Raw genomic sequence first — 23587 nt, 5'->3', positions numbered from 1 at the left:
TTGACTGAGGCGATGAAGGGAAAGGAGGGCGTGATGCAGGAATTGAATTTAAATCTGGAGCAGGGCGCTGCTTCCCGTTCTTTCAATTCGACTGAATTCGGGGACACTTACTCCCCTCTGTCTCTGTGGGACATCTCCCCCTCAAGGGGGGAGATCGTTCTTTTCCCTTGTGCCGACAGAGCCAGCGGCCAATCTCCCCCCTTGAGGGGGAGATGTCGGCGTCGCCGACAGAGGGGGGTAAACTCCACGGGGATAGCCAACAGCCCCTTCGTATCACACCGCCGGAAAGCCGATCTGCGGCCTGAGCAGTACCTGCATCTCGGCCGTCTCATCACCCGCGATCCGGGCAAGAAGGACGCGGCCCATCTGTTCGCCGGTATCGGTCAGGTCCTCGTAGATCGTCTCGACCTTCGGCTGGATCTGGCTCAAGAGCTTCGAGGTCCGCTTGGCGACGATGTCGTATTCGAGCCCAAGCGTCAGGCCGTGGTCGCTCATGCCGGTAATGGTTGCGAGCGCGGAAACTTCGCCGCCGCAGGCAAAGCCGTCGGGGGCGTCGGGCTGCCCGGCACGGCGGCTCATGTAATCGCGGATCTGCTCGACCGGACAGTCGAGATCGATCTCGTCGGGGATCTCGTAGGCGACGCCGGCCTCCCGCACCGCGGTCATGAATCCATGCAGGAGATGCTGCGAGAAGGTCATGCGCTTTGGCGGCAGGATGATCATCGGCTTGCGGCGGCCGCGGGCGATCAGCCGCTTGGTTGCCTCATAGGCAAAACTGAAATTGTCATAGTCGACATACGGATGCGGGGTGGTGAATTCGGTCCTGCCGTGGGTGACGAACGGGAAGCCGTTTTCGAGCAGCAGGCGGACGCGCGGATCGAAGGGTTCAGTGCGCGAGAAGATCAGGCCATCGGCCATGCCGTTGCGCACGATGTGGCGGACCGCGTCGATATTGGCGCCGCTGATGAAGTTCGGCATGACGATCAGGTGATAGGACGTGTCTCTCAGCGCCTTGGCAAGGCCGTGCATCAGCGAGATGCCGTAACCGAGGATTTCCTCGTGCGGATCGAGCAGGACACAGATGACATTGGTCCGGCCGGTCTTCAGCCGCTGGGCGGCGCGATCCGGCAGGTAGCCGATCTCGGCTGCAACCTCCTGGACGCGCTTGCGGGTCTCGGCCGAAATCTGCGGCGCGTTGCTCAGCGCGCGCGATACGGTGGTGACCGCAAATCCGGTGAGATCGGCGATCGTTCGCAGCGTTGGCCGGACGTGTCGGGCCGTGGTTTGTTCCGGCGCCATGGGTTTGGGAGTGTCTGCCAATGACATTCTTTCTATACGCGAGCACGAGCCGCTTTGTAACGCGGGACAAACGGATGCGCAATGCATGCTGTGCAAACGTTATAAATGCGTTTTCGCGGTTAATTCTTGCTGCGATGCAGCATGGGATTTCTGCTTATAAAACAGCAAATTCAATGTGTTCTCTTTCCTTAGCTCAAAACACTGGCACCGGCTTGACTTGCGGGTATTTATAACGTTTTAAATTGTCCAGCGGCGTGTGCCGCAGATATATTGCTACCCCGTTTTTGGGAGCGGGACGGCACTCAACGGCGGGAGGAGATTCCGCCTCGATGACTTGCAACCGGGAGGATTACGATGCGCAAGTTTATGACGACGACGGCAATGGCGGCTTTGATGGTGGCAGGCTGCGGGCTTGCGGCCCATGCCGAGGATGTCAAGGAAGTTCAGATGTTGCATTGGTGGACGTCGGGCGGCGAAGCGGCTGCTCTGAACGTCCTCAAGGGCGACCTGGCCAAGGAAGGCTTTGCCTGGAAGGACGTGCCGGTTGCCGGTGGTGGCGGCGATGCCGCCATGACCGCGCTGAAGGCCATGGTTGCCGCAGGCACCTATCCGACAGCCTCGCAGATGCTCGGCTATACCGTACTCGACTATGCGGCTGCCGGTGTGATGGGCGACCTCACCGAAACGGCCGTCAAGGAAGGCTGGGACAAGTCAGTTCCGGCAGCGCTGCAGAAGTTCTCGGTCTATGACGGCAAATGGGTTGCTGCGCCGGTCAACGTTCACTCGGTGAACTGGTTGTGGATCAACAAGGCCGTGATGGACAAGATCGGCGGCACTGAGCCCAAGACCTTCGAAGACCTGGTTGCCCTGCTCGACAAGGCCAAGGCTGCAGGCGTCATCCCGCTGGCTCTGGGTGGTCAGAACTGGCAGGAAGCCACGATGTTCGACTCGATCGTCCTTTCCACGGGCGGTCCTGAATTCTACAAGAAGGCCTTCAACGATCTCGACGAAGAGTCGCTCAAGTCCGACACGATGAAGAAGTCGTTCGATAACCTCGCAACGATCATCAAATATGTTGATCCGAACTTCTCGGGCCGCGACTGGAACCTGGCAACCGCCATGGTCATCAAGGGCGATGCCCTCGTGCAGGTCATGGGCGACTGGGCAAAGGGCGAATTCGTCGCTGCCAAGAAAACCCCGGATACGGACTTCCTGTGCTACCGCTTCCCCGGCACCGACGGCAGCGTGATCTACAACTCCGACATGTTCGGCATGTTCAACGTTCCGGACGACCAGAAGGCTGCCCAGGTCGCGCTTGCGACCGCAACCCTGTCGAAGAGCTTCCAGTCGGCGTTCAACGTCGTCAAGGGTTCGGTTCCTGCCCGGACCGACGTTCCGGACACGGATTTCGACGCCTGCGGCAAGAAGGGCATCGCCGACCTGAAGGCAGCGAACGACGGCGGCACGCTGTTCGGCTCGCTGGCCCAGGGCTACGGTGCACCTCCGGCGATAGCCAATGCCTATAAGGACGTCGTGTCCAAGTTCGTGCACGGCCAGATCAAGACCTCCGACGAAGCCGTTACGGAACTCGTCAAGGCGATCGACGACGCACGCTGATCGTTCGCTGAACAGGAACCTTCCCCGCCAAAGCGGGGGAGGTTTCCAGACACGAATGCCGATGACGGCCCTGGGAGGGGACGATTTTCATGAGCACTGTGACTACCCCCGAAATCAGCCTGACGCCGGAGCGCTCGACGCGGACCTCCTTGCGTTCCCGGCTGCAGGATGCGCTGCCGAAGATCGTGCTGGCGCCAAGCTTCGTCATCACGCTGGTCTTCGTTTACGGCTTCATCATCTGGACGGGCTACCTGTCCTTCACCAATTCCAAGACGTTTCCGTCCTATGCGATCACGGGTGCGCGCGCCTATCAACGGCTGTGGCGCTGGACGTTCGAGAGCGACCCGCCCTCCAGCTGGTACACCTCGATCACCAATATGGGCATTTTCGGCTTTCTCTATATCGGCATCTGCCTGGGCCTTGGCCTGTTCCTCGCTATCCTGCTTGATCAGAAAATCCGCGGCGAGGGGCTGCTGCGGCCGATCTATCTCTACCCGATGGCGCTGTCCTTCATTGTTACCGGCGTTGCCTGGAAGTGGTTCCTCGATCCGGGTCTCGGTCTCGAGCAGACGCTGCATCAATGGGGCTGGACGAGCTTTCATTTCGACTGGATCAAGAACAAGGATTTCGTGATCTATACCGTCGTCATCGCCGGTGTCTGGCAGGCCTCCGGTTTCGTCATGGCGATGTTTCTGGCAGGGTTGCGCGGCATCGACGGCGAGATCATGAAGGCGGCGCAGATCGATGGCGCGACGACGATCCAGCTCTATCGCCGCATCATCATTCCGTTGCTGCGCCCGGTCTTCCTGTCCGCCTTCATCGTACTCGCCCATATGGCGATCAAGTCCTACGACCTCGTGGTGGCGCTGACATCGGGCGGCCCCGGCGGTTCTGCCTGGCTGCCGTCCAATTTTATGTACGAATACACGTTCAAGCGCAACGAAATGGCCGTCGGCTCGGCCAGCGCCATCATCATGCTGATGACGATCTCGGCGATCATCGTGCCTTATCTCTATTCTGAACTGCGGGAGAAATCACGATGAGCGCGATCGTCTCCTCGGGCACGGCGGCGCGGCGCAGCAATGGCGCACGGATGTTCAACCGGGTCGTCATTTACGGGCTTCTGGCATTCTTCGCCATCGTCTATCTCATGCCGCTGTTCGTGATGCTGGTCACATCCTTCAAGACGATGGACGAAATCCAGAACGGCAACATGCTGTCGCTGCCGAGCGCACCGACCTTCGAGCCGTGGGTGAAGGCCTGGGGCGAGACCTGCGTCGGTCTCACCTGCGCCGGTATCAAGGGCTACTTCTGGAATTCGCTGAAGATGGTCATTCCGGCCGTGCTGATTTCGACGATTCTCGGCGCACTCAACGGCTACGTGCTGACCAAGTGGCGCTTCCGCGGCCACACGTTGGTCTTCGGTATGATGCTGTTTGCCTGCTTCATCCCGTTTCAGTCGGTGCTTCTGCCGATGGCGACCATTCTCGGCAGCCTTGGACGCTTCGGTATCACGTTGCAAAACGCGACCGGTTTCCGCTTCGGTTTCGGCAATCCGACGGTCAATCTGGTGCTGGTCCATGTCATCTATGGTCTCGGCTTCACGACGCTGTTCTTCCGCAATTTCTACGAGGCTTTCCCGACCGAATTGGTGAAGGCCGCGCAGGTCGATGGCGCCGGTTTCTTTCAGATTTTCCGGCGGATCATGCTGCCGAATTCGCTGCCGATCATCGTCGTCACGGTGATCTACCAGTTCACCAATATCTGGAACGACTTCCTGTTTGCCTCGGCCTATGCCGGAACCGGTGAATCCATGCCGATGACGGTGGCTTTGAACAACGTCGTCAACACCTCGACCGGGGTGGTCGAATACAACGTCAACATGGCAGCCGCGATGATCGCCGCCATGCCCACGCTTCTCGTCTACGTTCTCGCCGGCCGCTATTTCGTACGCGGACTGATGGCGGGCGCCGTCAAAGGATAACACATGGCTTTCCTCGAAATATCCGGTCTCAGAAAGCGTTTCGGCTCTCTGGAAATCCTCAAGGGCATCGACCTTGAGCTTGAGAAGGGTGGTTTTCTGGTACTCGTCGGCCCGTCCGGCTGCGGCAAGTCCACGTTGCTCAACACGATTGCCGGGCTTGAAACGATCACCGAGGGCACGATCCGCGTCGATGGACGGGCGATCGACGACCTGCATCCGTCCAAGCGCGATATCGCCATGGTGTTCCAGTCCTACGCGCTCTATCCGAACATGACCGTTGCCGGGAACATCTCCTTCGGCATGGAGATGCGCGGTGTGCCGGTCGAGGAACGCAAGAAGGCCATCGACAAAGTGGCTAAAGTTCTGCAGATCACCCATCTGCTCGACCGCAAACCGAGCCAGCTGTCCGGCGGCCAGCGCCAGCGTGTTGCCATGGGGAGGGCACTGGTGCGCGATCCGAAGCTGTTCCTGTTCGACGAACCGCTGTCCAACCTCGATGCCAAGCTGCGCGTCGACATGCGCATCGAGATCAAGCGGCTGCATCAGGCGACCGGCACGTCGATCGTCTACGTCACGCACGACCAGATTGAGGCAATGACGCTGGCGACCAAGATCGCCGTCATGCGTGATGGCGAGGTGCAGCAGTTCGGCACGCCGGCCGAGATCTACAACAATCCGAAGAACCTGTTCGTCGCTGATTTCATGGGCTCGCCTGCGATGAACCTTCTGACCGCGACGATCGAAGGCGGCGGCAATGACCTGCATGTTTCGCTGCTGCGTCCGGAAGCCGAACCCTTGCGTGTGCCGGTGCCGCAGATCGGCGGTCTGGCCGCCTATTCCGGCAAGCAGGTCATTTTCGGCATACGGCCAGAAGCCCTGACCGATCCGGATGGCGCCGACCGCAATGCGAAATCCCTGTTTGAAGGCGATTGCCTGATCGACGTCGTCGAGCCTGCCGGTTCCGACACGTTCGCCGTGACCAAGCTCGGCGGCAAGGAGGTCGTGGCCCGCCTGCGCGCCGATGCCCGCATCGCGCCCGGCCAGACCGCCCGGCTTGCCTTCAACCTGGACAAGGCGGTGTTCTTCGATCCGCAAAGCCAGCAGCGCATCGGCTGAGTTCTGTCATGATGAAGCAGTCCGATATTGTCATCATCGGCTCCGGCATTGGCGGAGCAACGGTCGCGTCGGCCCTTGCCGGTTCGGGTGCGGAAATCCTCATTCTTGAGGCCGGAGGTCATATCGAAGACCGCCCAGAGAACCGCGACCAGCGGGCGATTTTTCAACGCGGCCATTTCCGACCGAAAGAACTCTGGTACGAAACCGACGGAAAGGGCTTCAACCCCGGCAACTACTACAATGTCGGCGGCAATTCGAAATTCTTCGGTGCGGTGCTGGTACGCTACCGCCGCGAGGATTTTGCCGAGATGGCTCATCTGGAAGGCGTCTCGCCAGCCTGGCCCTTTGCCTATGAGGAGCTGGAACCCTGGTACAGCCGGGCCGAGCAGCTCTATCAGGTGCGCGGGGCTCTCGGGCAGGATCCGACCGAGCCTGTGCATTCGCAACCCTATGCCTTTCCCCCGGTTGCCGACGAGCCGCCGATCGCGTCGGTCCGCGAGAAACTCAAGCGCAACGGGCTGCATCCCTATTCGCTGCCGCTGGGCGTCGATATCGACAAGTGGCTCGCCAAGGCAAAGACGCCATGGGATGCGCATCCTAACAGCTTCGACGGCAAGATGGATGCCGAGACGGCGGCGCTGACGATCGCCTTGCAACATGGGAATGTGCGGCTACAGACCGGATCGCGAGTGACGCGGCTTGAGACGGCAGCGGATGGCAAGCGCATCGAGACGGTGCGTTATATCAAGGACGGCGTCGAGCAGACGGTGTCGCCGAAGCTGGTCATCCTGTCCGCCGGCGCCGTGCAGTCGTCGGTGCTGCTGCTGCGGTCCGCCAATGCGGCCAATCCGAAGGGGCTTGCCAACAGTTCGGATCAGGTCGGCCGCAATTTCATGAACCACAATTCGAGCGCAGTGCTGGCAATCTCGCCGTTCTTCAGGAACACCTCAATCTACCAGAAGACTTTCGGCTTCAACGATTATTATCTCTCGGATGGCGAGGGTGGTCCGCCGCTCGGCAATGTCCAGCTTCTTGGCCGTATTTCCGGGCCGATCCTGAAGGCGAACATTCCGTCCATGCCGGAATGGCTGCTCAATCAGGTCTCGAAACACGCGATCGATTTCTACGCGATGAGCGAGGATATCCCGCATCCGGAAAGCCGGATCATGGTCGATGGCGAGCGCATCGTGCTGCAATGGGTGCGGACCAACTGGGACGCGCATCTGATGCTGGTGAAGAAGCTGAAGCAGGCCTTGCGGGCGGCAGGATTTCCGATCGTGCTGTCGCGGCCGTTCGACAAGCGCACGCCATCGCATCAGTGCGGCACGGTGAAGATGGGCAATGATCCGGCGTTGGCGCCGCTCGACGTCTATTGCCGGGCGTTCGATCACCAGAACCTGTTTGTGGTCGATGCCAGCTGCCTGCCGACATCGGCGGCGGTCAATCCGGCGTTGACGGTGGCGGCGCAGGCGCTGCGTGTTGCCGATCACATTGTTTCAAAGGATTTGGCGGCATGACCGGTCACAAGCGCCCCGTTGCCATCGTCACCGGCGGCCGTCGCGGTATCGGGTTGGGCATTGCCAGGGCCTTGGCGAAAGGCGGCTTCGACATCGCCATTACGGGTATCGGCGAAGCTGATCAGGTCGGCTCCGTGCTGGATGAACTCGCTGCTCTGGGTTCCAAAGCGATCTTTCTGAAGGCGGACCTCTCCGATCTTTCCGGCCATCAGGCGACGGTCGATGCGGTTCTGGGGCAATTCGGCTCCATCGATTGCCTCGTCAACAATGCGGGCATGGCGTCAGTGGTGCGTGGTGATTTCCTGGAATTGTCGCCGGAAAATTTCGATACGATCGTTGCGACGAACTTGCGCGGCACGGTGTTTTTCACGCAGGCCGTGGTGAAGGCGATGCTCGCAACCAAATCTGCCGCGAGCCGCTCGGTGATCAACATCACCTCCGTTTCCGCAACGCTGACTTCGCCCGAGCGTCTGGACTATTGCATGAGCAAGGCGGGACTCGCCGCCTTTTCGCAAGGGCTGGCTCTGCGGCTGGCAGACGCCGGCATCTCCGTCTTCGAGGTGCGGCCCGGCATCATCCGCTCGGATATGACGGCCGGTGTTTCAGGAAAATACGATGCGCTGATTGCCGATGGTCTGGTGCCGATGAAGCGCTGGGGCGAGGCGGATGATATCGGCCGGATGGTCGCAGCCCTTGCCAGCGGCGGTTTCGGTTTTGCCACCGGATCGGTGATCCATGCGGATGGCGGGCTGTCGATCGGAAGGCTGTAGGGAACAGGCGGGTTTGTGGCTCAGCCCCTCATCCGGCCTATCGGTCACCTTCTCCCCGCAAACGGGGAGAAGGAACAAGCGGCAAACTCCGTCGTCCCCTCTCCCCGCTTGCGGGGGGAGGGCTAGAGTGAGGGGCAGGCATCCCCTCGATAATTGACTTTTGAGGACGCTGACATGACCTACGACTACATCATCACCGGCGCAGGACCAGCCGGTTGCGTTCTCGCCAACCGGCTGACCGAGGATGCGGACGTCGAGGTGCTGCTGCTCGAAGCGGGCGGCAGCGACTGGCACCCGCTGTTCCACATGCCGGCCGGGTTTGCCAAGATGACCAAGGGTGTTGCCAGCTGGGGCTGGGAGACCGTGCCGCAGAAGCACATGAAGGGTCGGGTGATGCGTTATACCCAGGCCAAGGTGGTCGGCGGCGGCTCCTCGATCAATGCGCAGCTTTATACGCGCGGCAATGCGGTCGATTACGATCTCTGGGCGAGCGAGGACGGCTGCACGGGTTGGGACTACCGCAGCGTTCTGCCCTATTTCAAGCGCGCCGAGGACAACCAGCGTTTCGCCGACGATTATCATACCTATGGCGGACCGCTCGGCGTTTCCATGCCCGCTTCCGGCCTGCCGATCTGCGATGCCTATATCCGCGCGGGGCAGGAACTCGGCATTCCCTACAATCACGATTTCAACGGCAAACAGCAGGCCGGTATCGGCTTCTACCAGTTGACCCAGCGCAACCGCCGCCGGTCGTCCGCATCGCTTGCCTATCTGAGCCCGATCAAGGGCCGCAAGAACCTGACTGTTCGGCTCGGGGCGCTGGTGACACGGGTCGTGCTTGAGGGAACGCGCGCGGTCGGCGTCGAGGTTGCGACCTCCAAGGGCCTGGAAATCATCCGGGCCGGGCGCGAAGTGCTTGTCACGTCCGGCGCCATCGGCTCGCCGAAGCTCTTACAGCAATCCGGCATTGGCCCGGCCGATCACTTGCGCTCCGTCGGGCTCGAGGTGAAGCACGATCTGCCCGGCGTCGGCAGCAATCTGCAGGATCATCTCGATCTCTTCGTCATTTCAGAATGCACCGGCGATCATACCTATGACGGCGTCGCCAAGTGGCACCGGTCGATCTGGGCGGGTCTGCAATATGTGCTGTTCCGCTCCGGCCCGGTCGCCTCGTCGCTGTTTGAGACCGGCGGTTTCTGGTATGCCGACCCGAATGCGCGCTCGCCGGATATCCAGTTCCATCTGGGCCTCGGCTCCGGCATCGAGGCTGGCGTCGAGAAGCTGAAGAATGCAGGCGTGACGCTCAATTCCGCCTATCTGCATCCGCGCTCGCGCGGCACGGTGCGATTGTCATCCTCCAATCCGGCGGCGGCTCCCTTGATTGATCCGAACTACTGGGAAGACGCGCATGACCGCAAAATGTCGATCGAGGGTTTGAAGATCGCCCGGGAAATCCTCCAGCAGGCCGCATTGAAACCGTTCGTCATGGCGGAGCGGCTACCAGGGCCGAAGGTGATGACGGACGAGGAGATGTTCGATTACGGCTGTGCCAGCGCCAAGACCGACCATCATCCCGTCGGTACCTGCAAGATGGGCACGGGCTCCGATGCCGTCGTCGGTCTTGATCTCAAGGTCCACGGGCTTGAAGGTTTGCGGGTCTGCGACAGTTCCGTCATGCCGCGCGTTCCCTCTTGCAATACCAACGGGCCGACGATCATGATGGGTGAAAAGGGATCGGACATCATCCGCGACCGGCAGCCCTTGCCGGCGGCGATCTTCTCCCACGAACGCAACGACCAGCGGCCGCGAGCGCGCGCCGATATCCGATAGGAGTTCCGCCATGATCCGCCATTGTGTCTTCATCCGTTTCAAGGCGAGCGTTTCGGATGCCGAGAGAGTGTCTATCCTCTCGGACATCGCCGCACTAAAAGCACACGTCCCGGGCTATCTTTCGATCGATATCGGCCCCAATGTCAGCCCCGAAGGGCTTGGCAAGTCCTACAATGGCGGCTTCATCATCGACTTCAAGGATGCTGGCGCGCGGGACGCCTATCTCGTTCATCCCGATCATGAAAAGGCCGGCGGCCGGATCGTTGCCGCCACCGAAGGCGGCGTCGACGGCGTCTTCGTCTATGATTTCGACATTGCGGGCTGACTGCATATGACGCCTGACCCCAGGGACTTTCTGGCAAGCCTGTTTACGGCGGCGGTCGAAGCTGCCGATCCTCTCGCGGCCATCCGCGCCCATCTGCCGGAAAAGCCCAAGGGGCGGATGATCGTCGTCGGCGCCGGCAAGGCGGCGAGCCAGATGGCAGCGGCGTTCGAAAGCCTGTGGGACGGGCCGTTGGAAGGCGCAGTCGTGGCGCGGCACGGGCCGATCGCGGCCTGCAAGCGCATCCGGGTTTTGCAATCGGCTCATCCGGTGCCGGACGAGGCGGGGCTTGCCGGATCGGCGGAGCTGCTGCGGCTGGTCGAGGGGCTGACGCCGGACGATCTGGTCGTCGCCCTGATTTCCGGTGGGGGTTCGTCGCTGTTGCCGGCGCCTCCGGACGGTCTGGCACTGGCCGACGAGATCGCGGTAAACAAGGCACTGCTCGCATCCGGTGCGCCGATTTCGGCGATGAACGTGGTGCGCAAGCATGTTTCGCGCATCAAGGGCGGACGGCTGGCCTTTGCCGCGGCACCGGCGCGCGTCGTCAGCCTGATCGTCTCCGATGTGCCCGGCGATAACCCCGCCTTTGTCGCCTCCGGCCCGACGTTCCCGAACATGTCCACGCCCGCGGATGCGCTTGCCATCGTCGCCCGATACGGGATGGCCCTGCCGGACGCCGTCATGCGGCATCTGCGATCAGAACAGGCGGCGGCACCCCGTTCGGATCATTCGGCATTCGCCCGCCACAGCCATCACATCATCGCATCGGCGAGTGTTTCGCTCGACGCAGCAGCGGCGAGGGCACGGTCGCTCGGTGTCGAGGCTGTCGTCCTGTCCGATGCGATCGAGGGTGAGGCGCGCGACATCGGCCGCATGCATGCGGCGATCGCGAGGGAAACGGCGTTGCGCAACCGGCCGTTTCAGAAGCCCATCGTCATCCTCTCCGGCGGCGAAACCACGGTGACGATCGCGGGCGATGCCTATGGCAAGGGCGGGCGCAACAGCGAGCTCCTCTTGTCCTTGGCGCTGGATATCGATGGTATCGACGGTATTCACGCGCTGGCCGCCGACACCGATGGCATCGATGGGTCCGAGGACAATGCCGGCGCCTTTGCCGATGGCTCTACCATCGCACGAATGCGGGCTGCGGGTGCTGATCCTCGCGATCATCTTGCCCGGCACGATGCCTGGACGGCGTTCAACGCCAGCGGCGACCTGTTCGTGCCCGGTCCCACCGGCACCAATGTCAACGATCTGCGCGCCTTGCTGATCCTTTAGCGCGTTTTCGAGCCTGTGGTTTGAAAGTCGTTGCTCACAGAGTGGCGTTGACCATATCATTTATTTTGATATTAATTGGTTTTGCTGGTGGAGCAGCGATGATCGAGCGCGGGAAGAACTGATGAGCCGAAATTTTCTAGTGATCGATCCGGAAGAGGGAATGGCGGTCCTGAAGGGGCTGGCCTCGACATCCCGGATCGCGATGCTCAAGCTCCTGCATGTCAAAGGCCCGCAAAACGTCAACGAAATCTCCGAAATCCTGGGTCTGCCGCAGTCCACGGTATCGACCAACGTCGCGATTCTCGAAGAGGCCGGGCTGATCCGCACGGAATCGCAGAAGGCGCGCAAGGGCAACCAGAAGATCTGCTATTCGAATTTCGACGAGGTTCTGGTCGTCTTCAAGGACGATATCAAGGCGCTGAAATCGAGCGGCATCGAGGTTGCCATGCCGCTTGGGCTCTACACGAGCTGCGAGGTCACCGGCCCCTGCGGCCTCTGTTCCGTCGACGGAATCATCGGCCTTCTCGATGTGCCGGATACGTTTCTCGACCCCGACCGCATGAAAGCCGGGCTGATCTGGTTTACCCGCGGCTATGTCGAATATCAGTTTCCGAACAATGCGCGCCTGACCAATACGCAGATCGAAGAGATTGAATTTGCAATGGAATTGAGCTCGGAAGTGCCGGGCACAAGCGCAGATTGGCCGTCCGACATCACCCTTTCGGTCAATGGTGTCGATGCCGCGACTTGGACGTCCCCCGGCGATTATGGCGACAAGCGTGGTGTCTTCACACCGGACTGGTGGAAGCTCAAGGGCTCGCAATACGGCAAGCTGAAGAACTGGCGAATCGCTGGCGATGGCACCTACATTGACGGTCTGAAGATTTCCGACGTCGCCTTGAGCGATCTGCGCCTCTCCGAACATCACTCCATCCGGCTTCGCATCGCGGTGCGTGAAAATGCAAAACATCCCGGCGGAATCAATATCTTCGGCCGTGGCTTCGGCAATTACGACCAGGACATCGTGATGCGATTGAAAACGAAATAACGGATATAAACCCGATTTTCTGAATTATATCGCTTGACGCTGCCAGCTTCTTCCGTTTTATTATCGTCAAAAGTGATTGATATCACAAAAGACGATTATTCAGGGAGGGCATGCCGTGAAGGCTTCCGTTGTCGCACACCGGGACTATGTGATTTCGCAGATCGACGATCGGCTCTACGGTTCGTTTCTCGAGCATCTGGGCCGCGCTATTTATACCGGCATCTACGAGCCCGATCACGCGACCGCCGATGAAAACGGCATGCGCAAGGATGTCATCGACCTCGTCAAGGAACTGAAGGTTCCGGTCGTGCGCTATCCCGGCGGCAACTTCGTCTCGGCCTACAATTGGGAAGACGGCATCGGACCGAAGGAAGACCGTCCGACGCGGCTCGATCTTGCCTGGCACACGTCCGACAGCAACCAGGTCGGCATCCACGAATTCGCCGACTGGTGCGACAGTGTCGGCACCGAGATGATGCTGGCCGTCAATCTCGGTTCGCGCGGTCTGGATGAAGCCCGCAATTTCCTCGAATATGTCAATCATCCCGGCGGCAGCAAGTGGAGCGACATGCGTATCGCCAATGGTCGCGCCGAGCCGTTCAACACAAAACTCTGGTGCCTCGGCAACGAGATGGACGGTCCCTGGCAGATCGGTCACAAGACGGCCGACGAATATGGCCGGCTTGCCCATGAAACCGCCAAGGCCATGCGCGCCTTCGACAGCTCGCTGGAGCTGATCGTCTGCGGTTCGTCCAATGCCCACATGCCGACCTATCCGGAATGGGAGGCGACCGTTCTCGAACATACCTACAACGAGGTCGACTACATCTCGCTGCATATGTATTTCGAAAACCGGGCCGGCGACACCGCGAACTATCTGGCCCAGAGCGTCGAACTCGACAATTACATCGTCACGGTTTCCGGCGTCATCGATTATGTGAAGGCGAAGAAGCGCTCGAAGAAGCAGGTCTACATCTCCTTCGACGAATGGAACGTCTGGTACCATTCCAAGGAGCAGGACAAGGCGCTTCTGGAAGGCAACCAGGGCTGGCCACATGCGCCGGCTCTCCTCGAGGACATCTACAATTTCGAGGACGTGTTGCAGGTCGGCCTGATCCTCAACACCTTCATCCGCCGCTCCGATGTCGTGCGCATCGCCTGCATCGCGCAGCTGGTCAACGTCATCGCACCGATCATGACCGCGCCGAACGGCGATGCCTGGCGGCAGTCGATCTTCTATCCCTATTATTTCGCCTCGGTCTTCGGCCGTGGCACGGCGCTCAACTTGGCCGTCAATTCGCCGACCTACGATGCGCCTGTCGCCGATAAGGTGCCCTTCGTCGATGTCGCGGGCGTGCATGATGCGGACGGCAAGACGGTTACCTTCTTCGCGGTCAATCGCCATCTGACGGACAGCATCGAGACGGAATTCAGTCTCGCCGGCTTCGAGCGGGCGGAAATCTTCGATCATCAGGTGATGACACATGCGGATTTGCGCGCCGTCAATATGGCTGAAAAGCCCGACAACGTCGCGCCCCGCAAGGGAACCGGCGCGTCGGTCAAGGGCGACATCGTGTCGGTGCCGCTGCCGCCGCTGTCCTATCAGATCATCCGCGTGAAGGTCTGATACCTGTATATCATAATTTATGATGTATATCAAAAATATTGACTTGAGTTTCGTTTCGGAGATACTCGGCGCCACGGAGAAGGCGCCGAGACCGGGGAGGAGACCCAGGTCGCGGCATGCAGAATCCGAGGAATGGCCGGGTTGGTCGTGGCAGGCGTTTTCGCCGCCGCACCGGATCGGAACCGTTCCATCACGGCAAGGGAGGTTGACGTGACGGCCCATATCGAGATCAAGGACGTGGTCAAGCGTTTTGGCGCTGCGACGGTGATCGACCATTTGTCGCTCTCCATCGATCCCAATGAATTCATGGTGTTTCTCGGGCCTTCAGGCTGTGGAAAATCGACGCTGCTGCGGATGATCGCAGGTCTCGAAAGCGTCGACGAGGGCACTATTTCCATCAACGGCCAGCGCATCGACAACCTGCCGCCGGGCCAACGCGATATCGCCATGGTGTTCCAGAGCTATGCGCTCTATCCACACATGACGGTTGCCGACAATATGGCCTTCGGGCTGCGCAATATCGGTGTTGCCGCCGATGTCATCTCCGCCCGTGTTGCCGAGGCCGGCCGCATGCTGGAGATCGGCCATCTCCTGGAGCGCAAGCCGGGGCAGCTTTCCGGCGGCCAGCGCCAGCGCGTCGCCATCGGCCGCGCCATCGTCAAGGAACCGAAGGCCTTCCTGTTCGACGAGCCCTTATCCAACCTTGATGCGGCGTTGCGTGTCCGTACCCGCGTTGAACTTGCCCAGCTTCGGCACCGGGTGAAATCGACGATGATCTTCGTCACCCACGACCAGATCGAGGCGATGACGCTTGCCGACCGCATCGTCGTCATGAACAACCGCAAGATCGAGCAGATCGGCACGCCGATGGAGATCTACTCCCGGCCGGCGACGCGCTTCGTTGCGACGTTCGTCGGTTCGCCGACCATGAACTTCGTACCGGTGCGCGTCGCAGGAGGGGAGACCGGCGGTGCGACCGTGACGCTGGGCGACGGCACGCAGGTGAAGACGGCCATTCCGGCGATGAAGCTGGACCCCGGCAATTTCACGCTCGGCATCCGCGCCGAGGCGGTTCGGGTCGTTGCGGACGGGCAGGGCGTGACCACCGGAACGGTCGATGTTCTGGAGCGGCTCGGCGAGCGCACGCTGGTTTACACAAAGCTCAAGGATGGCAGTGTCATTGTCGCCGAAGACATCGGCTACAGCCGTGTTGCCGTCAACGATACGGTTTCGCTGTCGATCGACGGATCGCGGGTGCACCTGTTCGACACGTCCGACCGTGCCTGGCATTGCGAGGAGGGGATCAATGGCTGAAGCGGTGGTCTCTTCGCAGGTTGGCCGGTCTTCACGCGCATTGACCGCGCAAAAGGCGCCGCCGGCCAATATCAACGCGTCGCAGTGGCGCAATGCCCTGTTCATCGCCCCTTATCTGTTCTTCTTTGCCACCATGCTGGTCTTTCCGCTCATCTGGGGCATCTGGCTGAGCTTCCACAAGGCCGATACGTTCGGCGTCGGAAAATTCGTCGGCATCGCCAATTATGTGCGGCTGTTCAGCGACAAGATTTTCCTTCAGTCGGTCGGCAATACCTTCTATTTCGTGCTTCTGACGGTACCCGTGCTGGCGCTTCTGGGCCTGTTTCTGGCCCTGGCGCTCAATCGCCAGACGCGCAGTGCCGCCTTCCTGCGCGCCGCGTTCTTCTCCTCGTCTGTACTCTCGGTCACCATCGTTACGCTGATCTGGCGGATCGTGTTCATTCCCGATTTCGGCCTGTTGGCAACGATCTATGGCTGGTTCGGGCTGCCGGGACCGGCGTTCCTGTCCAGCCCCGATCTTTCGATGATCGCCATTGCGATCGCCACGATCTGGTGGTGCATCGGCCTGCCGATGATGCTGTATCTCTCGGCCCTGCAGCAGATCCCGGGCGAGATTTACGAGGCGGCGGCGCTCGACAACGCCAACCGCTGGCAGACCTTTCGGTCGATCACGCTGCCGTCGATCAAGCGCACGTTCATTCTCGTCGTTCTCATCCAAGTGGTCATGCAGTTCCAGCTGTTCGGGCAGGCGCGGCTGATGACGCAGGGCGGCCCGAACAACACGTCGAAGCCGATCGTCATGTACATCTACGACGTTGCCTTCAAGCGCTGGGACCTTGGCATGGGGGCTGCCGCATCGGAAGTACTATTCGTCCTGATCCTGATCGCCGCGATGGCGCAATTCCTGCTGACGCGCAAACGGGGAGAAAACTGATGAGCAATGTCCGCTCTACCAGCATCATGGGACGCGAGTTCGGCGACCGTGTCGTGCTTGCGCTCGTCATCATCTTCGCGCTGATCATGCTGGCTCCGGTTCTCTGGGTAATCGGGCTGTCGCTGAAGGCCAATGCCGAGCTGATGGCCGATACGAACTCGGTCTTCCGCACACCTTACACGGTGATGAACTACTTCAATATCCTCGCGAACTCGTCGGTATTTCGCTGGATCCTGAACAGCCTCATCGTTTCGACCGGCCTGACAATCGGCACGCTGGTTCTCTGCTCGCTTGCCGGCTACGGCTTTGCGCGGCTGAATTTCCCCGGCCGCGATATCCTGTTCGTCGTCGTGCTTCTCGGCCTTGCCGTGCCGGAACAGGCGGTGCTGATCGCGCGCCACCAGATCTTCGGCATTCTGAAGCTGCACAATACCTATCAGGGGCTGATCCTGCCGGGGCTTTCCGCACCCTTCGGCGTGTTCCTGATGACGCAGTATTTTCGCGCCATTCCCAAGGAACTGGATGAGGCGGCACTGCTCGACAATGCCAGCCGTTTCAAGATCTTCTGGAAGGTGCTTCTGCCGCTGACCGTTCCTGCCCAGGCAACGCTCGGCATCTTCACCTTCCTGTGGTCGTGGAACGATTACTTCTGGCCGCTAATTTCAGGCACCAAGAACACCATGTTCACGCTGACGGTCGGCATGGCGTCGACGCAGACCAATTTCGCGCAGTCGGAAGGGTTGGGTTTCCTGATGGCGCAGGCGATCTTTGCCGGTGCGCCGATCCTCGTCCTCTACCTGTTCTTCCAGAAATATATCGTCACGGCCGTCTCGGGCGCCGCCGTGCGCTAACGCCACCTGGACATTTGCCAATAGCCGGATGCGGACAGTCGTGCTGCGCCGGTCATGAAAGACAGGCCCTTGGGAGAGGGTTTGACCGCACCAACGGAACGAAACCAACGGAGGAGACAAGCATGACACGGCATTTCAGATCATGGATCATGGCGGCGGCATCCGTCGCGGCAATGGCGAGCGCGTCGCCCGCCTTTGCGCAGGATGTTACCGAGATTTCGGTGCAGCGCTTCTTCGGCGCTTGCGACGCAGATTTCGGCACCAATACCGATGTCAGCAAGGCTGTCGGCGAATGCGGCATCATCACCTCGCTGATCAACAAGTTCAACGCCGACAATCCGGACATCAAGGCAACCGTGACCACGGTCGAATGGCCGGGCTACGACCAGCTGACGGCGCAGTTCGCCGCCGGCGATCCGCCGGATATTGTCACCGTGCATGAATCCGCGTTGTCGGACTACCAGTCCAAAGGCCTGCTGCTGCCGCTCGACGAGTTGCTGGCAACCGTCGGAATTTCACCGGACAGCTTTACCGATGCCGGCCGCGGCGGCGTCACCAAGGAAGACAAGATCTACGCCCTGCCGATCGACAGCTGGACGATGCTCTATCATATCAATCTGGGCCTGTTCAAGCAGGCGGGCCTTCTGAATGCCGACGGCACGCCGATACTTCCGACGAGCGTGGACGAGCTTCTGGCCCAGGCCGAGCAGTTCAAGCAGAAGACGGGCAAGCCCTATTTCGTCCAGAATCTGGCCAACGAGACCGCGCTATTCACCCGCAATCTCTATACCTATCTCTTCCAGCAGGATTCCGACTTCTTCGCCGATCCGACGAAAGTGAAGCTGAACACGCCTGAAGCCAAGAAGGTGTTCGAGCTGTACAAGGCGATCTTCGACAAGGACTACACGACCAAGAACATGGATTATGGTGCCGCCATCCAGGCTTTCCTGGCAGGCGAGGGCGGCGTGCAGTTGAACGGCACGTGGGTCGTCGGCGACTACAATGCCTCCGCGGCAACCGCAGGCACGGCACTGAACTCGGGCGGCTATGCCGTTTATCCCTATCCGCAGCTCTTTGGCGGCAAGAAGGCACAATATGCCGATGGCCACACCTGGGCCGTGTCCAACAAGGATGACCGGACGCCGGAACAGCTCGCCGCCATCGGCAAGTTCCTGAAGTTCTTCGCCGATAACGATTTCGAATGGTCGCGCACCGGCCATCTGCCGGCCTTCAAGGCCGTGCTTGACTCTGATGCCTTCAAGGCACTGCCGCACCGCGACACGCTGGCACCGATTGCCACGCTCGGCACGCCGCTGCCATCCGCCGTTCAGCGCCAGTTCGCCATTCAGGATATTATCGGCGAGGAAATGGGCGCTGCCGTCACCGGCCAGAAGGAGGTCGATGCTGCCCTGACGGATGCCGAAAGCCGCATCAACGAGCTGCTGGCCAACCTTTAGGGCGCGCGCCCGGGGTGATTGGCTCGGATACCTCCGAGGATAGGGTGGGCTCACCCCCCTCTGTCACTTCCTGACATCTCCCCCTCAAGGGGGGAGATTGTTCTTTTTCCTTATAGGGTTTCGAGGCTTGTAGTGATCTCCCCCCTTGAGGGGGAGATGTCGGCGTCGCCGACAGAGGGGGGGTGGGTTTCCCCCGTTTCGAAACCGGTCATACCGTCTCCTCCTGCAATATCTTCACCGGGCGATCCCATTGGATCAGCACGACGCAGCCGGTATCGCTCCAGACGGAATGCTCGGTGCCTTGCCTGTTGACGACGAGGCTGCCCGGACCATAGTCGCCCGCCTCGTCGGACTGGGTGCCCTCCAGCACCACGATGGTTTCAAGACCCATATGAAGGTGGCGCGGGACCGAGGCGCCGGCTTCGTATTTCAACAGCGCGACGCCGGGCTGGTCGTTTTCGAACGGCTGGATCCAGTGGATCGTCACGTCTTCGCGGAAGGGTTCGAACGGCAATGTCTTCCAGCCGCCGGATGTCAGGCTTTCGCGTGTCGTTTCGGGCATCAGGCTATTCCTTCGATGATGTCGTCGACCGATCCGACCCAGCCGACGATGGCGCCCTGGGCCTTGATCATGGCGATGGCGGCGCTTTTGAATTCGGGAAAATAGCTCTCCGTCGCTTCTTCCGCGAGCAGGCATTCGTAGCCCCGGTCATTGGCTTCGCGCATGGTCGTCTGCACGCAGACTTCCGTCGTCACGCCGGCGAATACCAGTTGCTCGATGCCTCTGGCCTTCAGGATGTCGCCGAGCGGCGTCGCGTAGAACGCACCCTTGCCGGGCTTCTCGATCACCACTTCGCCGTCGATCGGCGCCAGTTCGGAGAGGATCGCCGTACCCGGTTCGCCTGATATCAGGACGCGGCCCATCGGCCCCTGGTCGCCGATCTTCAGTGTCGGGTTGCCGCGGTTGCGTTTGGCAGGCGGCAGGTCGGAAAGGTCGGCGCGGTGGCATTCCATCGTGTGGATGACGGGGAGGCCGGCGCTGCGAAACCCTTCGATCAGCTTCTTGACGTCCGGAACGATCTTCGTGACGCGGCCGACATCGTTGCCGAGGCTTGCGCCGAAGCCGCCTGGCTCGGCGAAATCGCGCTGCATGTCGATGACGATGAGTGCAATCGCATCGCGCTTGAGCGGGAAGGCAAAGGGTTCGGCCTTGATCTCTGCTGTAAGTCTTTCTGGCATCAGTGATGCCCCGCCATATGCGCGCCGATCACGGAAATGTCGGCCGACAGGGCCGGCGTCTCGTAGACCAGCTTGCCATCCGACATCACCATGATGCGGTCCGACATTTCGAGAAGCTCGTCCAGGTCCTCCGAGAGCAGAAGCACGGCGGTGCCGGCGTTGCGTGCCTTCATGATGCGGGCGCGGATTTCAGCGACGGCGGAGAAATCCAGACCGAAGCAGGGATTGGAGACGATCAGCAGATCGACATCGCCCGTCAGTTCGCGGGCAAGCACGGCACGCTGGACATTGCCGCCGGAGAGAGAAGCTATCGGCGATGAGTGCGACGCCGTCTTCACCTTGAAGTCCGAGATCAGCGACGCCGCGCGCTTGCGCATCGATTTCATGTCGAGCCAGAGCGCGTCGCCGCCCTCTTTCTTCACGTCGAAGGTGCGGAAGGCGAGGTTTTCGGTGACCGTCATTTTCGGCGCGCAGGCGTTGTTGAGCGGCTCCTCCGGGATGAAGCGGACGTTGTTGATGCGGGTTTCCTGGCGTGTGGCGCCATAGAGCGCGCCCTTGACGGTGATACTGCCGGCATCCGGCGGTCGCTGGCCGGCGAGAACTTCGGCAAGCTCCTTCTGGCCGTTGCCGGAGATGCCGGCAATGCCGACGATCTCGCCGGCGTGGACCGTCAGGTTGCCGATATCGATCATCTTCAGGCCGGTCCGGTCCGGCGCCTTGATGTCGCTGACGACGAGGATCGGCCTGGCATCGGCGGGTACCGGCAGGCGGGTGTCGAGTTCGGCGAGCTTGACGTCGCCGATCATCATCGCGGCCATGTCCTTGGTGGTGAGGTCCTTGACCAGCCCGCTGCCGGCCATCTTGCCGCGCCTGAGAACCGTGACGGCATCGGTGAATTTCGTGACTTCGTGGAACTTGTGGCTGATCATTAAAACAGTGAGTTCGCCGCGCTCGGTCATCCCGCGCACGAGGCCGAGCATCTCGTCGGCTTCGGCCGGCGTCAGCACAGAGGTCGGCTCGTCGAGAATGAGGAAGCTGCGGCCGAGATAGAGCTGCTTGACGATTTCGAGCTTCTGCTTTTCGCCGGCCGCCAGTTCGCTTACCGGCCGGTCAAGCGGGATCTTGAAGGGCATGCGCTCCATGAAGGCCGCAAGGTCCTTGCGCTCCTTCGCCCAATTGATGATTGCCGGCACGTGGGTGCGGTTGATGACCAGGTTTTCAGCGCCGGTCAGCGACGGGACAAGCGTGAATTGCTGGTAGACCATGCCCAGCCCATAGGTCGCGGCGTCCCTGGGGGACTGGACGGAAACTTCCCGGCCATCGACCGACAGCGAGCCGGAGGTCTGATGATAGAAACCCATGATGCATTTGACCAGCGTCGACTTGCCGGCACCGTTCTCGCCCAGCAATGCGTGAAACGTGCCGGCCGGAACGTCGATCGAGACGTTGTCGAGTGCGGTAAAACCGCCGAAGCGCATGGTCATGCCGATGGTCTGGATACCGACGGCCTTGCCGGCCTGCGGAAGCGGCGTGTCGCGAACCTGAACGATCATGGCTGTTGCCTTTCAAGGTTTGTCTTCGGGGGGGCGGGTTGGTTGCTGTTCATGGGTTCGTTGCCCTTTCCACGATGATGGCGACAGGTCCACCGCCGGGTGGGCCCTGGTGCTCGGCGCCGCCGGACACATAGATATCGGTCATGCCGAACAGTCCGGCCAGCACGCCGCCGACGAAGGCGCGGGCGTGGCGGGTGGCGGAAATATCGGAATCGTCGAGCATGGTGTGGCGGCGTCCGCGAACCTTCCCCGTCGGATCGGGCTCGGCCTTGGCCAGCACCGCTACAAGCTTGCCTTCGGCGAGGCGCTGTTGGGCTGTTCGAACCGAGGCCGTATCTATTGCGTCCTTCATCACGGCATGGTCGATGGCGAGCGGACCGGACCAACTGTCGCTCATGCCCAGCACGATGATCTCGTGATCGGCAAGCTCGACGCCGGCCGATGTCGATGCACGCCCTGAGTAAAAATCGAGGCGATTGCAGATGTCCTTGTCGGCAATCTCTTCCAGATCGATTTCGCCCAGCGCCACGGCGACGCCGAGCGCGGATGCGCCGCGCGAAAAGCCCATGGATTTCAGCGTGTCGCGGGTGACGGTGGTTTCTCCGCGCGCTTCCGTTTCGGCCACGCGCGAGAGCGTCAATAGGGGGCATTTGATCTGGACGAAGTGGACATCGTCGGCGTTGCCGATCCCGGCATCGGCCATGGCTTCGCGCACGCCGTCCGCCACCAGTTCGATCTGGCCACGTCGTCCAAGTTTTTCCGGCTCCATATCCGGCGTGCGGGAAACGCCAATGGCCAATGACCGCTCCGGGTTGGCCTCGACGGTATCGCGGCAAAAGATGGTCCAGTGCGGCGATAACGCGCCTTCCGTGCCGCCGGACATGACAATGGAAGCGCCGGTGACGCCATGGCGGGCAAACAGGGTTTCGAACGTGCTGGTCGCATAGCCGCGGGTGAAATCGTTGACGCAGCCATTACCTTCCGTCTTGCCGAGTACGGCGACGACGGTTTTCGGATCGAGTCCGTTTTCGAACAGCGCCTCGACGCCGGAGACATCGGCCGGGCCGGAGGCGGACACACGGTAGAGGGCGGCGCGCTGCGATGGCATCAGGGCAGGGCCTCGATCAGCGACTTGGAGTTGGACACCGCGCCGAAGACGCCGCCCTGCATCTTGACCATGTTGATGGCGGCCAGATGGTTGCCGTAGTCGGTGGCGCCGCAGCAATCGGTGAGCATCACGCATTCGAAGCCGCGGTCGTTTGCCTCGCGCATCGTGGTGGAGACACAGACATCGGTGGTGATGCCGGTGAGAACGATGTTCTCGATACGCTTCTGGTTGAGGATCAGCTCGAGGTCGGTGGCGCAGAAGGAGCCCTTGCCGGGCTTGTCGATGATGACCTCGCCTTCGATCGGATAGAGTTCGGGGATGATGTCCCAGCCCGGTTCGCCGCGAGTCAGGATGCGTCCGCACGGACCGGCATCGCCGATGCCGGCGCCGATGCGCTGCGAGCGCCAGCGCTTGTTGGCGGGCAGGTCGGCGAGATCAGGGCGGTGGCCTTCGCGGGTGTGGATGATGTGGTATCCCTTGGCACGCATGGCCGCGAGTACGGCCTTGATCGGCTCGATCGGCGCCTGCACCAGCGAGAGATCGTAGCCCATGTGATCGACATAGCCGCCGGGACCGCAGAAATCCGTCTGCATGTCGATGATGATAAGGGCCGTATTGTCCGGGCGGAGCGCGCCATTATAGGGCCATGGATAGGGATCGGCGTCGATATAGCTGAGCTTTTCACCGGTGAGCGCTGCGCTGGAAAGGGTGTTCATGGCGAAA

Annotated in this window: 21 protein-coding genes; 15 read left to right on the top strand and 6 right to left on the bottom strand. The window is 61.0% G+C overall.

The annotated features are described in order from the left end of the window. Nucleotides 1-273: 273 nt before the first annotated feature. On the bottom strand, nucleotides 274-1320 hold the full coding sequence (locus J2Z75_RS24200; protein WP_407692813.1) for a LacI family transcriptional regulator: 1047 nt from the start codon (nucleotides 1318-1320) through the stop codon (nucleotides 274-276). Between the two features lie 333 nt (nucleotides 1321-1653). Between J2Z75_RS24200 and J2Z75_RS24195 the strand changes: the two genes are divergently transcribed. The 15 genes from J2Z75_RS24195 to J2Z75_RS24125 all read left to right on the top strand — a co-directional run bounded on the left by J2Z75_RS24195 (nucleotide 1654) and on the right by J2Z75_RS24125 (nucleotide 18964). After that, the gene (locus tag J2Z75_RS24195) at nucleotides 1654-2916 is read left to right on the top strand and encodes an ABC transporter substrate-binding protein (protein WP_209855538.1); all 1263 of its coding nucleotides are present in this window, start codon (nucleotides 1654-1656) and stop codon (nucleotides 2914-2916) included. An 89-nt stretch (nucleotides 2917-3005) separates the two neighbouring features. Continuing rightward, a complete protein-coding gene (locus tag J2Z75_RS24190) occupies nucleotides 3006-3959 on the top strand; it encodes a carbohydrate ABC transporter permease (RefSeq protein ID WP_209855536.1) in 954 nt (317 codons plus the stop codon). 50 nt (nucleotides 3960-4009) lie between these two features. Further along, nucleotides 4010-4900, top strand: coding sequence for a carbohydrate ABC transporter permease (locus J2Z75_RS24185; RefSeq protein WP_456115041.1), 891 nt, complete (start codon nucleotides 4010-4012; stop codon nucleotides 4898-4900). Between the two features lie 3 nt (nucleotides 4901-4903). Further along, nucleotides 4904-6016 carry an ABC transporter ATP-binding protein gene (locus tag J2Z75_RS24180; RefSeq protein WP_209855533.1) on the top strand — a complete coding sequence of 371 codons (1113 nt, stop codon included), beginning with the start codon at nucleotides 4904-4906 and terminating at the stop codon, nucleotides 6014-6016. A gap of 8 nt (nucleotides 6017-6024) precedes the next feature. Then, on the top strand, nucleotides 6025-7533 hold the full coding sequence (locus tag J2Z75_RS24175) for a GMC oxidoreductase (protein WP_209855531.1): 1509 nt from the start codon (nucleotides 6025-6027) through the stop codon (nucleotides 7531-7533). Then, complete coding sequence (locus J2Z75_RS24170) at nucleotides 7530-8303, top strand: 3-ketoacyl-ACP reductase (RefSeq protein ID WP_209855529.1); 774 nt, start codon at nucleotides 7530-7532, stop codon at nucleotides 8301-8303. The genes J2Z75_RS24175 and J2Z75_RS24170 overlap by 4 nt, the downstream gene beginning before the upstream one ends. A 174-nt stretch (nucleotides 8304-8477) precedes the next feature. Beyond that, nucleotides 8478-10133 carry a GMC family oxidoreductase gene (locus J2Z75_RS24165; protein ID WP_209855527.1) on the top strand — a complete coding sequence of 552 codons (1656 nt, stop codon included), beginning with the start codon at nucleotides 8478-8480 and terminating at the stop codon, nucleotides 10131-10133. Nucleotides 10134-10143: 10 nt separating this feature from the next. Then, a complete protein-coding gene (locus J2Z75_RS24160; RefSeq protein ID WP_209855525.1) occupies nucleotides 10144-10458 on the top strand; it encodes a Dabb family protein in 315 nt (104 codons plus the stop codon). 6 nt (nucleotides 10459-10464) lie between these two features. Then, nucleotides 10465-11733 (top strand): glycerate kinase type-2 family protein, encoded by a 1269-nt coding sequence (locus J2Z75_RS24155; protein WP_209855523.1) that lies wholly within the window; start codon nucleotides 10465-10467, stop codon nucleotides 11731-11733. A gap of 121 nt (nucleotides 11734-11854) precedes the next feature. Continuing rightward, nucleotides 11855-12781 (top strand): ArsR/SmtB family transcription factor, encoded by a 927-nt coding sequence (locus tag J2Z75_RS24150; RefSeq protein ID WP_209855521.1) that lies wholly within the window; start codon nucleotides 11855-11857, stop codon nucleotides 12779-12781. A gap of 115 nt (nucleotides 12782-12896) precedes the next feature. After that, on the top strand, nucleotides 12897-14408 hold the full coding sequence (arfA, locus tag J2Z75_RS24145; RefSeq protein WP_209855519.1) for an arabinosylfuranosidase ArfA: 1512 nt from the start codon (nucleotides 12897-12899) through the stop codon (nucleotides 14406-14408). Between the two features lie 210 nt (nucleotides 14409-14618). Beyond that, nucleotides 14619-15722 carry an ABC transporter ATP-binding protein gene (locus tag J2Z75_RS24140; RefSeq protein WP_209855518.1) on the top strand — a complete coding sequence of 368 codons (1104 nt, stop codon included), beginning with the start codon at nucleotides 14619-14621 and terminating at the stop codon, nucleotides 15720-15722. Next, nucleotides 15715-16656 carry a carbohydrate ABC transporter permease gene (locus J2Z75_RS24135; protein ID WP_209855516.1) on the top strand — a complete coding sequence of 314 codons (942 nt, stop codon included), beginning with the start codon at nucleotides 15715-15717 and terminating at the stop codon, nucleotides 16654-16656. The genes J2Z75_RS24140 and J2Z75_RS24135 overlap by 8 nt, the downstream gene beginning before the upstream one ends. Then, entirely contained in the window at nucleotides 16656-17507 is an 852-nt protein-coding gene (locus J2Z75_RS24130) for a carbohydrate ABC transporter permease (protein ID WP_209855514.1), read from the top strand. The genes J2Z75_RS24135 and J2Z75_RS24130 overlap by 1 nt, the downstream gene beginning before the upstream one ends. Nucleotides 17508-17629: 122 nt before the next feature. Beyond that, a complete protein-coding gene (locus J2Z75_RS24125; RefSeq protein WP_209855512.1) occupies nucleotides 17630-18964 on the top strand; it encodes an extracellular solute-binding protein in 1335 nt (444 codons plus the stop codon). 208 nt (nucleotides 18965-19172) lie between these two features. Here J2Z75_RS24125 and J2Z75_RS24120 read toward each other — a convergent pair whose 3' ends face one another. The 5 genes from J2Z75_RS24120 to biuH are packed head-to-tail and all read right to left on the bottom strand — an operon-like array spanning nucleotide 19173 to nucleotide 23580. Then, entirely contained in the window at nucleotides 19173-19526 is a 354-nt protein-coding gene (locus J2Z75_RS24120) for a cupin domain-containing protein (RefSeq protein ID WP_209855510.1), read from the bottom strand. Next, complete coding sequence (locus tag J2Z75_RS24115; RefSeq protein ID WP_209855509.1) at nucleotides 19526-20203, bottom strand: cysteine hydrolase family protein; 678 nt, start codon at nucleotides 20201-20203, stop codon at nucleotides 19526-19528. The genes J2Z75_RS24120 and J2Z75_RS24115 overlap by 1 nt, the downstream gene beginning before the upstream one ends. Further along, nucleotides 20203-21753 (bottom strand): ABC transporter ATP-binding protein, encoded by a 1551-nt coding sequence (locus tag J2Z75_RS24110; RefSeq protein ID WP_209855841.1) that lies wholly within the window; start codon nucleotides 21751-21753, stop codon nucleotides 20203-20205. Before J2Z75_RS24110 ends, J2Z75_RS24115 begins: the two co-directional genes overlap by 1 nt. Before the next feature lie 52 nt (nucleotides 21754-21805). Continuing rightward, nucleotides 21806-22864 carry a cyanuric acid amidohydrolase gene (gene atzD, locus J2Z75_RS24105; protein ID WP_209855507.1) on the bottom strand — a complete coding sequence of 353 codons (1059 nt, stop codon included), beginning with the start codon at nucleotides 22862-22864 and terminating at the stop codon, nucleotides 21806-21808. Then, entirely contained in the window at nucleotides 22864-23580 is a 717-nt protein-coding gene (gene biuH, locus J2Z75_RS24100) for a biuret amidohydrolase (protein ID WP_209855505.1), read from the bottom strand. Before biuH ends, atzD begins: the two co-directional genes overlap by 1 nt. Between the last annotated feature and the right edge of the window lie 7 nt (nucleotides 23581-23587).

This window comes from Rhizobium herbae, from assembly GCF_017873135.1.
GTDB lineage: Bacteria > Pseudomonadota > Alphaproteobacteria > Rhizobiales > Rhizobiaceae > Pararhizobium > Pararhizobium herbae.
The sequence above is the reverse complement of the archived record's forward strand: the minus strand, read 5'-3'. Positions and strand labels throughout refer to the sequence as shown.